Origin of the sequence: Alistipes sp. CHKCI003 (genome assembly GCF_900021155.1) — a bacterium.
In the GTDB taxonomy this organism is placed as follows: domain Bacteria; phylum Bacteroidota; class Bacteroidia; order Bacteroidales; family Rikenellaceae; genus Alistipes; species Alistipes excrementavium.
Genome location: NZ_FCNT01000050.1, coordinates 55,698 through 70,354 on the forward strand (window position 1 = coordinate 55,698; position 14,657 = coordinate 70,354).

The 14,657-nt window shown below is 60.5% G+C and carries 14 protein-coding genes; 8 read left to right on the forward strand and 6 right to left on the reverse strand.

Going from position 1 to position 14,657, the window contains the following annotated elements:
• Positions 1–225 precede the first annotated feature (225 nt).
• The 6 genes from xseB to leuS all read right to left on the reverse strand — a co-directional run bounded on the left by xseB (position 226) and on the right by leuS (position 7,981).
• Complete coding sequence (gene xseB, locus BN3659_RS05995) at positions 226–414, reverse strand: exodeoxyribonuclease VII small subunit (protein WP_091535345.1); 189 nt, start codon at positions 412–414, stop codon at positions 226–228.
• 242 nt (positions 415–656) lie between these two features.
• A complete protein-coding gene (gene xseA, locus BN3659_RS06000; protein ID WP_091535346.1) occupies positions 657–1,883 on the reverse strand; it encodes an exodeoxyribonuclease VII large subunit in 1,227 nt (408 codons plus the stop codon).
• A gap of 161 nt (positions 1,884–2,044) precedes the next feature.
• Positions 2,045–2,587, reverse strand: coding sequence for an energy transducer TonB (locus BN3659_RS06005; RefSeq protein WP_091535347.1), 543 nt, complete (start codon positions 2,585–2,587; stop codon positions 2,045–2,047).
• Positions 2,588–3,286: 699 nt separating this feature from the next.
• The gene (locus BN3659_RS06010) at positions 3,287–3,613 is read right to left on the reverse strand and encodes an MGMT family protein (protein ID WP_091535407.1); all 327 of its coding nucleotides are present in this window, start codon (positions 3,611–3,613) and stop codon (positions 3,287–3,289) included.
• Between the two features lie 80 nt (positions 3,614–3,693).
• A complete protein-coding gene (gene prfA, locus BN3659_RS06015; protein WP_091535349.1) occupies positions 3,694–4,779 on the reverse strand; it encodes a peptide chain release factor 1 in 1,086 nt (361 codons plus the stop codon).
• A gap of 445 nt (positions 4,780–5,224) precedes the next feature.
• Positions 5,225–7,981, reverse strand: coding sequence for a leucine--tRNA ligase (gene leuS, locus BN3659_RS06020; RefSeq protein WP_091535351.1), 2,757 nt, complete (start codon positions 7,979–7,981; stop codon positions 5,225–5,227).
• An 870-nt stretch (positions 7,982–8,851) separates the two neighbouring features.
• Here leuS and rpsL point away from each other — a divergent pair.
• The 8 genes from rpsL (at position 8,852) to rplB (ending at position 14,644) form a co-directional block, all read left to right on the forward strand.
• A complete protein-coding gene (rpsL, locus tag BN3659_RS06025) occupies positions 8,852–9,232 on the forward strand; it encodes a 30S ribosomal protein S12 (protein WP_026318484.1) in 381 nt (126 codons plus the stop codon).
• Positions 9,233–9,284: 52 nt separating this feature from the next.
• Positions 9,285–9,761 carry a 30S ribosomal protein S7 gene (rpsG, locus tag BN3659_RS06030; protein ID WP_091535352.1) on the forward strand — a complete coding sequence of 159 codons (477 nt, stop codon included), beginning with the start codon at positions 9,285–9,287 and terminating at the stop codon, positions 9,759–9,761.
• Positions 9,762–9,776: 15 nt separating this feature from the next.
• Positions 9,777–11,891: an elongation factor G gene (gene fusA / locus BN3659_RS06035; protein ID WP_091535353.1), complete on the forward strand. Its 2,115-nt coding sequence runs from the start codon at positions 9,777–9,779 to the stop codon at positions 11,889–11,891.
• A gap of 9 nt (positions 11,892–11,900) precedes the next feature.
• Positions 11,901–12,206 (forward strand): 30S ribosomal protein S10, encoded by a 306-nt coding sequence (rpsJ, locus tag BN3659_RS06040; protein ID WP_091535354.1) that lies wholly within the window; start codon positions 11,901–11,903, stop codon positions 12,204–12,206.
• A gap of 62 nt (positions 12,207–12,268) precedes the next feature.
• Positions 12,269–12,883 carry a 50S ribosomal protein L3 gene (gene rplC, locus BN3659_RS06045; RefSeq protein WP_091535356.1) on the forward strand — a complete coding sequence of 205 codons (615 nt, stop codon included), beginning with the start codon at positions 12,269–12,271 and terminating at the stop codon, positions 12,881–12,883.
• A 1-nt stretch (position 12,884) separates the two neighbouring features.
• Positions 12,885–13,511, forward strand: a complete 627-nt coding sequence (gene rplD, locus BN3659_RS06050) for a 50S ribosomal protein L4 (protein WP_091535357.1) — start codon at positions 12,885–12,887, stop codon at positions 13,509–13,511.
• 15 nt (positions 13,512–13,526) lie between these two features.
• Positions 13,527–13,817, forward strand: a complete 291-nt coding sequence (gene rplW / locus BN3659_RS06055) for a 50S ribosomal protein L23 (RefSeq protein WP_091535359.1) — start codon at positions 13,527–13,529, stop codon at positions 13,815–13,817.
• Between the two features lie 5 nt (positions 13,818–13,822).
• Entirely contained in the window at positions 13,823–14,644 is an 822-nt protein-coding gene (rplB, locus tag BN3659_RS06060) for a 50S ribosomal protein L2 (protein WP_091535361.1), read from the forward strand.
• Positions 14,645–14,657 lie beyond the last annotated feature (13 nt).

Genomic DNA, 14,657 nt, shown 5'->3' on the forward strand with positions numbered 1-14,657 from the left:
TCGCAGGCGTGTGTCGTCGGGTCGTTTTCGGCCGCCTCTGCATCGACATCCGAATCGCTTCCGTCTCCAGCTCCCCCCCCCGGCTTAACGAAGTGGGACGACGATGTCCGACGTTTTCGGTAAGCCGAGGACGGAGCCGAACTCGTCCGGCAGACTGCCGACGCAGGGAAACGGAAGAAAGAAATTCATTCTTTCCCTTCGGCCTGCCGCATTGGGCCGCCTCTCCTATTCCAAAATTTTCTTCACGTCGCTCTCCGCCTTGCGGAGCCGCTCCTTGCAGAGCCCGATCAGCTCCGTCGCGCGTTTCACCTCGGCCGCGAGGCTGTCCACGTCCATCTCCTCGCTGCGGAAGCGCGTGAGGATGCGTTCGATCTCGGCCATCGCTTCGGCATAGGCGATCTCTTTCTTAGCCATATTTTTCATTCTTTTTTTGGGGGACGTTTCCCCTGCGTCGGCAGTCTGCCGGACGAGTTCGGCTCCGTCCTCGGCTTACCGAAAACGTCGGATATTCGTCGGTCTCCGCTCTCCCCGTCGACATCCGGATCGCATCCGATTCTGCATCCGGTTTGACGAAAAGGGACGGCGGTCGAACGTCTCCGTCCATGTATCCGCGAAGGCCGGCCGCCGTTTCCGGTCCGGATCGCCGGTCTTCGTCTTTATTTCACTTCGGCCGTGAAGCGACCGTCGGCTACTTCGATTTCGAGCCGCTGGCCGGGCCGGACCTCGCGGGCCGAGACTACGGCCCTGCCTTCGCTGCGCACCACGGCGAATCCGAGCCGCAGGATACGCTGCGGCGAACGGCTGCCGACGAGCTCTTCGGCGGCTGCGAGGCGTTCGCCCTGCCGTGCGAGGAAGCTCTTCGCCGCGTCCGGTAGCTGTGCTGCGAGATGGTCGAGCCGTGCGGCAAGTCGTGCGGTGAGGCCCCACGAGGACTGGGCTGCCTCGCCCTGCAAACGTTGGAGCGCCAGTTCGTGGCTGCGGATCATCGCTACGGTCGCGTCGTGGAGCTGCTGGGCCGCGGTGTCGAGCTGCGCATCGGCCTCGGCGGCCCGTTCGACGAGCCATACGGCCACTGCGGTCGGGGTTTTGAGCGCCGTGTGCGCCACCATGTCCGCCACGCTCGTGTCCTTGTCGTGTCCGATGCCGGTCAACACGGGCAGCGGAAACTGCGCGACGTAGGAGCAGAGCCGGTAGGCGTTGAAGCAGTTGAGGTCGCTGGCCGAGCCGCCGCCGCGGATGATGACCGCAGCGTCGAATGCCTCTCCGGCGTCGGCCGCTGCACAGAGCGCTTCGATGATCGACTCTTCGGCCGCGGCGCCCTGCATGAAGGCGTCGAAGAGGCGGTGTTCGATCCGGTAGGGGCTTTTTTCGAGCTCCTTGCAGAAGTCGCGGTAACCTGCGGCGTTCGCGCTCGACACCACCGCCACCCGCTGCACGGGCAGCGGAATCGGAATTTCGCGGTTCATATCCCACACGCCGTCCTGCCGGAGGCGGGCTATGGTCTCCTGCCGCTGCCGCTCCATGTCGCCGAGCGTATAGGCGGCGTCGATCTCCGTGATGCGGAGCGAGAACCCGTAGAGTTCGTGGTAGGAGACGGCGACTTTGGCCAGTATGCGGATGCCGGCCGCGAGCCGTTGTCCGGTCTCGGTCTCGAAGCAGGCCGCGATGCGGGGATAGGCGCTGCGCCAGATCACGGCCCGCGCCTGAGCCGTGGGCACGCCGTTGTCGCCGCCCTTCTCCACCAGCTCCATGTAGCAGTGCCCCGAGTAGTTGACCTTGATTTCGGCGATCTCGGCACTGACCCACAGGGGCGAGGCGAAATGCTCGTCGAGGGTGGCCTTGACGAGCCGCTGCAATTCGGAGAGGGTGAGGTACTGTTGCATGCAGGGGCAAAGATACGAATAAGTCGGGTACAAAAACGAATTTTATCCGGGTTTTCCGGGGCGCCCCTCCGTGCCGGAAGCAGGGGAGGCCGGGGACGAGAACGGGTTTATCCGTTTATGCCGGGACCGGAATATCCGGGACGGGATCGGAAGATGCGGATTTATCGGAGGACGACTTCCACCTCGCGCGGCATCTGTTTGCCGGCGGGGAGTTGGATGTGCAGTACGCCTTCGCTCGCGACGGGGACGCCTTGTTTCGTCGCAGGCTCCCAAGCGGGCGCCTCCTCCACGGCTTTCAGCACGCGCCGCCGCAGACGTTTGTCGGTGGCTTCGAGTACCTTGTCGACCGCGACACGGCCTTCGATCGTAACGGTGTAGCGCAGGATGACCCGCGCTGCGGGTTCGTCCTGCGGCCAGTCGACGCGGGCGGCGATATACTCTTCGAACGACCGTCCGCCCGTGAAGCGTGCCGTACGGTCGTGGCAGAGCGTAACGATCATCACGCCGTTTGCGGCGCGTTGGCCGTAGCGGGCGATGGTCTCCTCGTCTGCGGGCAGCCTCTCCGCATTTTCGATCCAGTCGGGCGGGATGTTGCGGATGTGCTCCCGCGGCTCGCCGTTGACGATGTAGAGCGGTTCCTGTGCTGCGGCGGTGGCGAGCAGAAAGACCGCGGCTGCGGTAAGGATGGTCGTGGAGCTTCTCATGTTTCGGTATTTTGTATCTTTTCTTTGTCTGCGGTTTTGTTCGCAGGCCGATTGCGGTTTGACCGGCTGCGCCGTTCGGCTATGCCGCCGGTTCGCCGCAGCCCCGTGCGGCCGGCCGTCCCCGAAGCACGTGTCATGGCCGTTGCAGAACCGAAGCACGCCGCCAACGGGAGGAGGGGGGGGAGCCTGCGGACGAACTTTGCTTTTACGGATAACGCAGTGCAGCCGTTTCTATTGTCCGGAGCCCTTTCCCGTATCGGATTCCGATGGGCGGAGGCCGGTGCCGGCGCTCCGCACGCATCCGTCCGTTTCGGGCGGTTCGGCGGACGATCTGCATGCGCCGGAACTTGCCCTTCGCCGCTCTCGGACGGGAGACTGTCTGCCCCACTCTTGTCGCCCCTCTCCTGTCGGTCCGTCGCCGTGTCCGGTCGGCTGCCGGGGCTCCTCTGTCGGTCGGTTGCGATGCGCGATGCCTTGCGCTGTGCTGCCGGACGATTCGATCTTCGCCCCCCCCGCCTTCCTTTCTTCGTCCTCTCCGTCGTCCCGTCGATCGGGTACGAAAACTTTTTCGCCGGTCCTGAGACGGCTCGATGATACGGTCTCTTCTCCCGCGATCCTTGGAGCGCGTCTCCCCTCTTCTTCGGACGGTCGCTGCCGGACGGCCTTTTTCGATGGAGGAGCGTGCGGCCTGCGCCCGGATCATCGTTCGGACGCGGCGTACAGTTCGTCGGTCCAGCGATGGCGCGTCATGTCCACGCATCCGTTGGCCCGGAAGGCGACTCCTTCCGCTTCGAGCAGGCCGCGCTGGGCTCCCCAACCCGGGACGAGCCTTCCGCCGCTTGCGACGACGCGGTGGCAGGGCACTCCCGCAGGTGCGCAGGCCATGGCTCGGCCCACTCGGCGAGCATAGTGCGGTTCGCCGGCCAGCCGTGCGATTTCGCCGTAGGCCGCCACCCGTCCGGCCGGAATCTGCCGTACGATGTCGTATACCTCTTCGTCGAAACGATTCGGTGTCGCGTGCTGCATGGTCGTCATGATCGAGCCGGGGGAATATCGGAAAAGTCGGCCGCTGCGGGAAAGCGGAAGGTCCCGTCCTGTCCGAAGATTCAGAGTTCGCTCTCTTTCAGCCGTTCGGCGTTCTCGGCCACGATCAGATGGTCGATCACGTCCTGTATGTCGCCGTCCATGAAAGCCGAGAGGTTGTAGATCGTGTAGTTGATGCGGTGGTCGGTGATGCGTCCCTGCGGGTAGTTGTAGGTGCGGATCTTGGCCGAGCGGTCGCCCGTCGAGACCATCGTCTTGCGTTTCGAGGCGATTTCGTCGAGATACTTCGAATATTCGAGGTTGAAGACGCGCGTGCGCAATTCGGCGAACGCCTTGTCGAAATTCTTGAGCTGCGACTTCTGATCCTGACACTGCACGACGATGCCCGTCGGGATGTGGGTGAGGCGGATGGCCGAGTAGGTCGTGTTGACCGACTGTCCGCCCGGGCCGCTGGCGCAGAAGATGTCCTTGCGGATGTCGTTCATCGAGATCTCGACGTCGAACTCCTCGGCTTCGGGCAGCACGGCCACCGAAGCGGCCGAGGTGTGCACGCGGCCCTGCGTCTCGGTCTGCGGCACGCGCTGCACGCGGTGCACGCCCGATTCGTATTTGAGGGTGCCGTAGACGTTCTGCCCCGTAACTTTCAGCACCACCTCCTTGTAGCCGCCCGCGGCGCCGTCCGAGAAGGAGGTGATCTCGTAGCGCCACCCCTTGTTCTCGATGTATTTGGTGTACATGCGCAGCAGGTCGCCGGCGAAGATCGCCGCTTCGTCGCCGCCCGTACCGCCGCGGATTTCGAGGATGGCGTTCTTCTCGTCCTGCGGGTCTTTGGGGATCAGCAGCAATTTGATCTCCTCCTCCATGCGTGCGATCGCGGGTTCCAGCTCGGCGATCTCGGCGCGGGCCATCTCGCGCATCTCCTCGTCCTTGTCGTTGGCCAGAACGTCCTTCGCTTCGGCCAGATTGGCCAGCGCCGTGCGGAAGCGGTCGGAGGTCTCGACGATCGGTTCCAGCTCCTTGTACTCCTTGTTGAGCTGTACGAACTGTTTGACGTCGGCGATCACCTCGGGGTCGGTGAGTTTCTGCCCCGTCTCTTCGTATTTGAGTTTCAGGCCGTCGAGACGGCTCAGAATGCTGTTGTCTGCCATAGAGGATGCTCTTTTGACGGCAAAGATAGCGATTTATTCCGCAAAAACAAAGGAGCCGTCGTCCGGCGCGCGTGCGGAAAAGACCGTGCGGAATCCGTGCGCCGCGAGGTCGGGGCGCCCTTTTGCGGCGGAGGCCGGGGACGGTTTTTCCCGGGGATTTTCGCAGGACGGGACCGCGCCGGCCGGTGTCCCGGCAGGTGTGCGGGCCGGGCGTATGCTGCGGCCTGCGATCGTTGAGGCGCGGCCGCGAACGGAACGAAAGGGAACTGTCCGAGAGTTGTCGGACGGCTCCTTTTTATTCGTGCCGCTATTCGGGAGTTGTACCGGACGGACAATTTCCGAAAGGTCGGAAAACTTGTTGGACCGCCCCTCTCCTTACGTCGGATGGCGGTCGATGCCGCTTGGACCGCCCCGCCCCTTGCGTCGGACGGCGGTCGATGCCGCGTCAGAGCACGATGTTGATGATCTTGCCCTTCACGACGATCACCTTCTTGGGAGTCTTGCCTTCCAGCCACTTCTGTGCTTCGGGAGCGCGCACCACGTCGGCCTCGATGTCGGCGGTCGCGGCGTCGAGCGGGTACTCTCTCTTGAAGCGGAGTTTGCCGTTGACCGACACGGGGTATTCGAAGGCGCTCTCGGCGAGGTAGCGCTCGTCGCAGACGGGATAGGGGGCGTCGCAGACCGTACCGTCGTGCCCGAGGCGGTGCCACAGCTCCTCGGCCAGATGCGGCGCGAACGGAGCGAGCAGCACGACGAGGGGTTCGAGCACCTCGCGCTTGCTGCATTCGCCCAGCTCGTTGAGGCAGATCATGAAGGCCGCCACGGCGGTGTTGAACGAGAAGTTCTCGATGTCCTCGCTCACTTTTCTGATCGTTTTATGCAGGGTCTTGAGCTCCTTGTCCGTGGCCCGCCCGTCGCTCACGGCGAAACGGTCGTCGCGGTCGAAAAAGCGGCTCCAGAAACGGCGCAGGAACTTGTGCACGCCGTCGATGCCGTTCGTGTCCCACGGCTTCGACTGTTCGAGCGGGCCGAGGAACATTTCGTACATGCGGAGCGTGTCGGCGCCGTAACGGTCGACGATGTAATCGGGGTTGACGACGTTGTACATCGACTTCGACATCTTCTCCACGGCCCAGCCGCAGACGTACTTCCCCTCTTCGAGGATGAACTCCGCGTTGCGGAAGTCGGGCATCCATGCGCGGAAGGCGTCGAGGTCGAGGATGTCGTTGCGCACGAGGTTCACGTCGACGTGGATCTCCTGAGTCTCGTAGCGGTCCTTCAGTCCCAGCGAAACGAACTTGTCGGTGCCGACCACGCGGTAGACGAAGTTCGAACGGCCTTGGATCATGCCCTGATTCACCAGCTTCTTGAAGGGCTCCTCTTCGCAGACGCAGCCCAAGTCGTAGAGGAACATGTTCCAGAAGCGCGAGTACATCAGGTGTCCCGTGGCGTGTTCGATGCCGCCTACGTAAAGGTCGACGTCGCGCCAGTATTCGTTCGCTTCGCGGCCCACGAGCGCCTCGTCGTTGTGCGGGTCCATGTAGCGCAGGTAGTAGGCCGACGATCCGGCGAAACCCGGCATGGTCGACAGTTCGTAGGGGTATCCCTCGGCCGTGTGCCACCCCTCGGCGCGGGCCAGCGGCGGTTCGCCCTCGGGCGTGGGGCCGAAGTCGCCGATCGGCGGCAGTTCCAGCGGCAACGCTTCCGCGGGCAGCGGGCAGGCCGTGTCGTTCTTGTAATAGATCGGGAACGGCTCGCCCCAATAGCGCTGGCGCGAGAAGATGGCGTCGCGCAGGCGGTAGTTCACCAGCCGCCTGCCCAATCCGCGGCGTTCGATCTCCGCGAACATCAGTTCGATCGCCTCCTTCACCTGCCTGCCGTCGAGGAAATCCGAGTGGATGAGCCGGCCCTCCTTGGCGTCGTAGGAGGCTTTCTCCACGTCGCCGCCCTCGACCACGGGCACGATCTCCAGTCCGAAATGGCGGGCGAAAGCCCAGTCGCGCGAGTCGTGGGCCGGTACGGCCATGATGGCGCCCGTGCCGTAGCCGGCCAGCACGTAGTCCGAAATATAGACCGGTATCTCCTTGCCGGTGAACGGGTTGACGGCGTAGGAGCCCGTGAAGACACCGCTCACGCGCCGCGTCTCGGCGATGCGTTCGCGTTCCGACCGCTTGCGCGCTTCGGCGATGTAGGCTTCGACGGCGGCGCGGCGGTCGGGCGTCGTCAGCTCCTCCGCCTGCTCGTGTTCGGGGGCGATGACCATGAACGTTACGCCGAAGATCGTGTCGGGGCGGGTCGTGAAGACCTCCAGTTTCCGGTCCGAGCCTTTCAGGTCGAAGAAGAGCTGCGCGCCGACCGAACGGCCGATCCAGTTGCGCTGGATCTCCTTGAGCGACTCGCTCCATGCGAGTTTTTCCAGCCCGTCGAGCATCCGCTGGGCATAGGCCGTTACGCGCAGCAACCACTGCTTCATCCGTTTCTGCTCCACAGGATAGCCGCCGCGCACCGAGAGGCCGTCGCGCACTTCGTCGTTGGCGAGCACCGTGCCCAGTTGCGGACACCAGTTGACCATCGTGTCGGCGCGGTAGGCGAGACGGTAGTTCTGAAGCACCCGTTCGCGTTCGCGTTCGTTCCAGCCGTTCCACTCCGCCGCCGTGAAACGAAGCTCCTGCGTGCAGGCGGCGTCGACGTCCCGGGTGCCGCCGGCCGCGAAGGCGGCTTCGAGTTCGGCGATCGGCCGGGCCCGCCGGGCCCGTTTGTCGTAGTAGTGGCCGAACATTTCGAGGAAGGCCCACTGGGTCCACTTGTAGTATTTCGGATCGCACGTGCGCACTTCGCGGTCCCAGTCGAACGAGAACCCGATCTTGTCGAGCTGCTCGCGGTAGCGGGCGATGTTGCGCTCGGTCGTTGCGGCGGGATGCTGCCCCGTCTGGATGGCATACTGCTCCGCAGGCAGTCCGAATGCGTCGTAGCCCATCGGGTGCAGCACGTTGAATCCCTTCTGACGCTTGTAGCGCGAGTAGATGTCCGAGGCGATGTAGCCGAGCGGATGGCCCACGTGCAGCCCCGCGCCCGAGGGGTAGGGAAACATGTCGAGCACGTAGAATTTCGGCCGCGAGGGGTCTCGCTCGACCTTGTAGGTCTTATGTTCTTTCCAGTATCGCTGCCACTTGGATTCCAGCTCTTTAAAATTGTATTCCATCGGTTTTCGGCTTTTTGTTCGGTTCGGGAAACAGAAATCTCCGGCAAATATACAAACAAATTCGTTTGTCCGCCCCGCATCGTCGCCGGATATTTCGTGCGTGAAAAGCGGACGGCGTGCGGCGGGGCGTTTGGACAGCGGGCGGGGAGCTGCTTGATCCGCAGGCCGCGGGATCGGCGTCGGAGCCGCCGATTCGCGTAACCTGCAAGGACCGGAGAGGAAGACGAAGGTAATCATGCAAGTACGCGGACCGCGTCGCCTCTGCCCCCCCCCTGCCGCCCGCATTGTGCCTCTGCCGCGACGGGTGTTGGTTCGGAGGCGGGCTGGTGTGCGGCGGTTGCGACTTCGCTTTCGGAGAGTTCGAACTGCTGAACGATTCCGACTGCCGAGTACGGGGAGTTGGCGGTGGATCGGGGCGCCGCTTCGCGCGACGGGATGCGGTTCGTGCTCGGTCCGGTGCGACGGATGGATTGCAAATCGCCCATAGACAGTTTGATACGGTTCGACGGCGAGCCGTTTGCGGGAAACGGCGGATGCGATCGTCGGGTATTTGCGGTACGCCCGGATTCGGGAAATTTGCAGGGCGGTGCGGTGGCCGCACCCTGCACCGTCCTGCTTGTTGCCGCGCATGCGGACCGGAGCTCAGAATGCGCAGATTGATAGCGGGTTTGTTATATTTGCATAAATAATGACTTATAATATTTTAAATTCGATAAATAAAAAGAATGGGAAAAACATTAAATTCCTGAAAAAAGGACGAAAAAGCGCTGTCTATATATTGTATTTCCGAAAAAATGCCTACCTTTGCAATCCATTTTGGACAATGGGAATGGATTTTTAATTAACAATTAAGGACAAAAACCAAAAGAAATGCCAACTATTCAACAGTTAGTTCGTAACGGCCGGGTGAGCATGGAAGACAAGTCGAAGTCTCCGGCACTGGCCGCATGTCCGCAGCGCCGAGGCGTATGTACGCGCGTGTACACCACGACTCCCAAGAAGCCGAACTCGGCGATGCGTAAGGTTGCCCGCGTGAGGCTGACCAACGGCAAGGAGGTGAATGCCTACATTCCGGGCGAAGGCCACAACTTGCAGGAGCACTCCATCGTGCTGGTCCGCGGCGGCCGTGTGAAGGACCTCCCGGGCGTGCGTTACCACCTCGTGCGCGGCGCACTCGACTCGGCCGGTGTGGACGGGCGCCGTCAGCGCCGTTCGAAGTACGGAGCCAAACGCCCCAAGGCAGGCAAATAACCGAACGAGAAAACGACTACAACAAAGCAATCATTTATTTTAGCCAACGACAATGAGAAAAGCTAAGCCAAAAAAGCGAATTCTACTTCCGGATCCGAAGTTCAACGACATCGAGGTAACCCGTTTCGTGAACAACCTCATGCTGGATGGTAAGAAGAGTATTGCCTACACCATTTTCTACGACTCTCTGGAACTGGTGGGCAAGAAGATGAAGGATGCTGATAAATCTCCTCTGGAAGTCTGGAAACAGGCTCTTGAGAATATCACACCCCAAGTCGAAGTGAAATCGAAGCGAATCGGCGGTGCGACGTTCCAAGTCCCGATGGAGGTCCGGCCCGAGCGCAAGATTTCTATTTCCATGAAAAACCTTGTCCTTTATTCGCGCAAGCGTGCCGGTAAGACGATGGCTGACAAACTCGCAGGCGAAATCGTGGATGCCTACAACCAGCAGGGTGCCGCCTTCAAGCGCAAGGAGGAGATGCACCGCATGGCCGAGGCCAACAAGGCATTCGCACACTTCAGATTCTAACCGAAGACGTAACAGATGGCAACAAGAGATTTACACTATACGCGCAATATCGGTATCATGGCCCACATCGATGCCGGTAAAACCACGACGTCGGAGCGTATCCTTTTCTATACGGGTAAGACCCATAAGATCGGCGAGGTGCACGAGGGCGGCGCAACGATGGACTGGATGGTTCAGGAACAGGAGCGCGGCATCACGATCACTTCGGCCGCGACGACGGCCTACTGGAACTACAAGGACCAGCAGTACCAGATCAACCTGATCGACACCCCGGGACACGTGGACTTCACGGTCGAGGTGGAGCGTTCGCTCCGCGTTCTGGACGGTGCGATCGCCACGTTCTGCGCCGTGGGCGGCGTAGAGCCTCAGTCGGAGACCGTATGGCGTCAGGCCGACAAATACAACGTGCCCCGCATCGGCTACGTCAACAAGATGGACCGCACGGGCGCCGATTTCTTCTCGGTGTGCGCTCAGATCAAGAAGCACTTCGGCGCGACGGCTCTGCCGGTCGTACTGCCCATCGGTGCCGAGGACAAATTCGAGGGATTGGTAGACCTTATATATAATAACGCGATCTACTACAACGACAACAAGACCGTCCGCGACAACTTCGAAATCCGCGAAATTCCCGAGGCGATGAAGGCCGAAGCCGCCGAGTGGCGCGGCAAGCTCATCGAGGAGGCGGCTGCCACGGACGATGCGCTGATGGAGAAGTTCTTCGAGGATCCCGAGTCGATCACGCCGGACGAACTGCTGGCTGCGATCCGCAAAGCGACAATTTCGATGCAGATCGTGCCGATGCTCTGCGGTTCGTCGTTCCACAACAAGGGCGTGCAGAAATTGCTGGACTACGCGATGGCTTTCCTCCCTTCGCCGCTGGATATTCCCGCCGTTAAGGGAATCAACCCCAAGACCGACGAGGAGGAGACGCGCCTCGCATCCGAGAGCGAACCGTTCTGCGGTTTGGCGTTCAAGATCGCTACCGATCCTTTCGTGGGCCGTCTGGCTTTCGTCCGCGTCTATTCGGGCAAACTCGACGCCGGTTCCTACGTGCTGAACTCCCGCAGCGGCAAGCGCGAGCGTATCAGCCGTATTTACCAGATGCACGCCAACAAGCAGAATCCGATGGAGACCGTCGGTGCGGGCGATATCTGTGCGGCCGTCGGGTTCAAGGAGATCCGTACGGGCGACACGCTCTGTGCGGAGGATCGTCCGATCGTGCTGGAACAGATGACCTTCCCCGAACCGGTGATCGGTCTGGCCGTGGAGCCCAAGACGCAGAAGGACCTCGACAAGCTGGGTATCGCGCTGGCGAAGCTGGCCGAGGAAGATCCGACGTTCACCGTACACACGGACGAGGATTCGGGTCAGACCGTCATCAGCGGTATGGGCGAGCTGCACCTCGATATCATCGTGGACCGTCTGCGCCGCGAATTCGGCGTCGAGATCACGCAGGGCGCTCCGCAGGTGAACTACAAGGAGGCGCTCACGCAGACCGTGCAGCACCGCGAAGTCTTCAAGAAGCAGACGGGCGGCCGCGGCAAGTTCGCCGACATCATCTTCGAGATCGGTCCTGCCGAGGAGGGCAAGATGGGTCTTACGTTCGTCGACGAAGTGAAGGGCGGCAACATTCCCAAGGAGTTCATCCCCGCCGTTCAGAAAGGTTTCGAAGCGGCGATGGCCAACGGCGCTCTGGCGGGTTACACCATGGACTCGATGAAGATCACCCTGAAGGACGGTTCGTTCCACCCCGTGGACTCCGACCAGCTCTCGTTCGAAATCGCCGCTCGCAACGGCTATCGCAATGCAGCCCCCAAGGCCGGTTCGGTCATCATGGAGCCGATCATGGAGGTCGAGGTCGTTACGCCCGAAGAGAACATGGGCGACATCATCGGCGACCTGAACAAGCGCCGCGGCCAGATCACCGGCATGGAGTCGAAGGGTACGGCCCGCGTGGTGAAGGCGAAGGTGCCTCTGTCGGAAATGTTCGGCTACGTAACCGTGCTGCGCACGATTTCGTCGGGCCGCGCGACCTCCTCGATGGAGTTCTCGCACTACGAAGAGGTTCCCGCCAATCTTGCGAAGGAGATCATCGAGAAGGCGAGTGGTAAACGTAAGGATTTAGAATAGAAAAATTATATGAGCCAGAAAATTAGAATCAAATTGAAGTCGTTCGATCACAACCTCGTCGATAAATCGGCCGAGAAGATCGTGAAGACCGTAAAGAGTACGGGTGCCGTCGTGAGCGGTCCCGTGCCTCTGCCCACACGCAAGCAGATCTTTACCGTGAACCGCTCGACCTTCGTCAACAAGAAGGCGCGCGAGCAGTTCCAGCTCTGCACGTTCAAGCGCATCCTCGATATCTATTCGTCGACGCCCAAAACGATCGACGCTCTGATGAAACTGGAGCTTCCCTCGGGCGTAGAGGTGGAGATCAAGGTCTGATCTTGGGGCATGTACCGAAAAACAAGATCACTTATTTCATAACAAACGTAATTTGACAAGAAATGTCAGGACTTATTGGAAAGAAAATCGGAATGACTTCCGTTTACAGTGCCGAGGGTAAGAACATACCATGCACTGTCATTGAGGCTGGTCCGTGTGTAGTTACGCAAATCAAAACCGTCGAGAAGGATGCTTACGAGGCGGTGCAGATTGCCTATGACGAGAAGAGTGAAAAACACACCAGCAACAGTTTGTTAGGACACTTCAAGAAGGCCGGCACCACTCCCAAGCGCAAGCTCGCGGAGTTCAAGGGAATGCCCGAAGTGAACCTCGGAGACACGCTCACCGTGGATCTGTTCTCGGAGGAGGATTGGGTCGACGTAACGGGGATCTCGAAGGGCAAGGGCTTTCAGGGCGTCGTGAAACGCCACGGCTTCGGCGGCGTGGGCGGCCAGACCCACGGCCAGCACAACCGTCAGCGCAAGCCCGGTTCGCTGGGTGCGTCGTCCTATCCTTCGCGCGTGTTCCCCGGCAAACGTCTGCCGGGCCGGATGGGCGGCGAGCAGGTGAAGGTTCTGAACCTGCGGGTTTTGAAAGTAATTCCCGAAAACAATCTGATCCTTGTGAAAGGTTCGATTCCCGGGGCAAAAGGTGCTTATTTAACGATTGAGAAGTAGTATGGAATTAGCCGTATACAATACCCAAGGAAATGAGACCGGCCGCAAGGTGGTTCTTTCGGACGCAGTCTTCGGCGTGGAAGCTAATGACCACGCGATCTATCTCGATGTGAAGCAGTACCTCGCCGACCAGCGTCAGGGTACCCACAAGTCGAAGCAGCGCAACGAGGTTGCCGGTTCCACGCGCAAGCTCAAGCGTCAGAAAGGCACCGGCGGTGCGCGTGCGGGCAGCATCAAGTCGCCCCTGTTCCCGGGCGGCGGCCGCGTGTTCGGGCCCGTGCCCCGCGATTACAGCTTCAAACTGAACAAGAAGCTCAAACAGCTGGCGCGCCGCAGCGCACTGACCTACAAGGCTCGGGCCGGTGCGATTTGTGTCGTGGAGTCGCCCTCGATGGAGGTCCCGAAGACCAAGAACGTCGTGGCGCTGGCCGATGCGCTGAAAGTTTCGGACAAGAAGGTGCTGATGGTGCTGCCGGAGTCGAACGTGAACCTGCAGCTCTCCTGCCGCAACCTCCCCTACGTGAAGCCCGTTCTGGCTCGGAATCTCTGCACGTACGACGTGATGAACGCTTCGGCGATCGTTTTGGTGGAGGGCGCGGAGAATGTCCTCAATACAATGTTAGCTTAAAATTCGCTGTACAAGATGGAAATTATTATTAAGCCGGTTTTGACCGAGAAAATGACGATTCAGGGCGATAAGTTGAATCGCTACGGTTTTATCGTGGACACAAGAGCTAACAAGCTGCAGATCCGGAATGCCGTGGAGCAGATGTACAACGTCGTCGTTAAAGACGTGAACACCGTGAACTACATGGGCAAGCGCAAGAGCCGCTATACGAAGGCGGGTCTGCTGGAGGGCCGCGCGAATAACTTCAAGAAGGCGATCGTTACCTTGAAGGATGGAGACAAGATAGATTTTTACAGTAATATCTAACGAAGATGGCAGTAAGAAAGTTCAAGCCTGTAACCGCAGGTACAAGACATAAGATCATCGGCACGTTCGACGAGATCACGACGAACGTCCCCGAAAAGTCGTTGCTCAGCGTGAAGAAGAGCTCCGGCGGCCGCAACAACTCCGGTAAGATGACGGTCCGCTACATCGGCGGCGGCCACAAGCGGATGTACCGCAACATCGACTTCAAGCGCACGAAAGACGGCGTAGTAGCCACTGTAAAGACTATCGAGTACGATCCCAATCGTACGGCTCGCATTGCACTTCTGGTATATGCCGACGGTGTGAAGAGCTACATCATCGCACCGAACGGCCTTCAGGTGGGTCAGACCGTGATGAGCGGCGCAGGCGTCGCTCCTGAGGTGGGCAATACGCTCTATCTGAGCGAAATTCCGCTGGGTACGGTGATCCACAATATCGAACTCTACCCGGGTCAGGGCGCCGCGATGGCTCGCTCGGCCGGCTCGTATGCTCAACTTTTGGCGCGTGAAGGCAAGTTCGCCATCATCAAACTGCCTTCAGGCGAGACTCGTATGGTACTCGTAACCTGCCGCGCGACGATCGGCGTCGTTTCGAACCTCGACCACAACCTCGAGAGTTCGGGCAAGGCCGGCCGCGAACGCTGGCTGGGCCGCCGCCCGCGCAACCGCGGCGTGGTGATGAACCCGGTCGATCACCCGATGGGTGGCGGCGAAGGCCGTGCGTCGGGCGGACACCCGCGTTCGCGCAAGGGTCTCTTGGCTAAGGGCTACAAGACTCGTAACCCGAAGAAGACGACCTCTAAGTTTATTATTTCGAAGAAAAAATAATTAAATAGAGTAC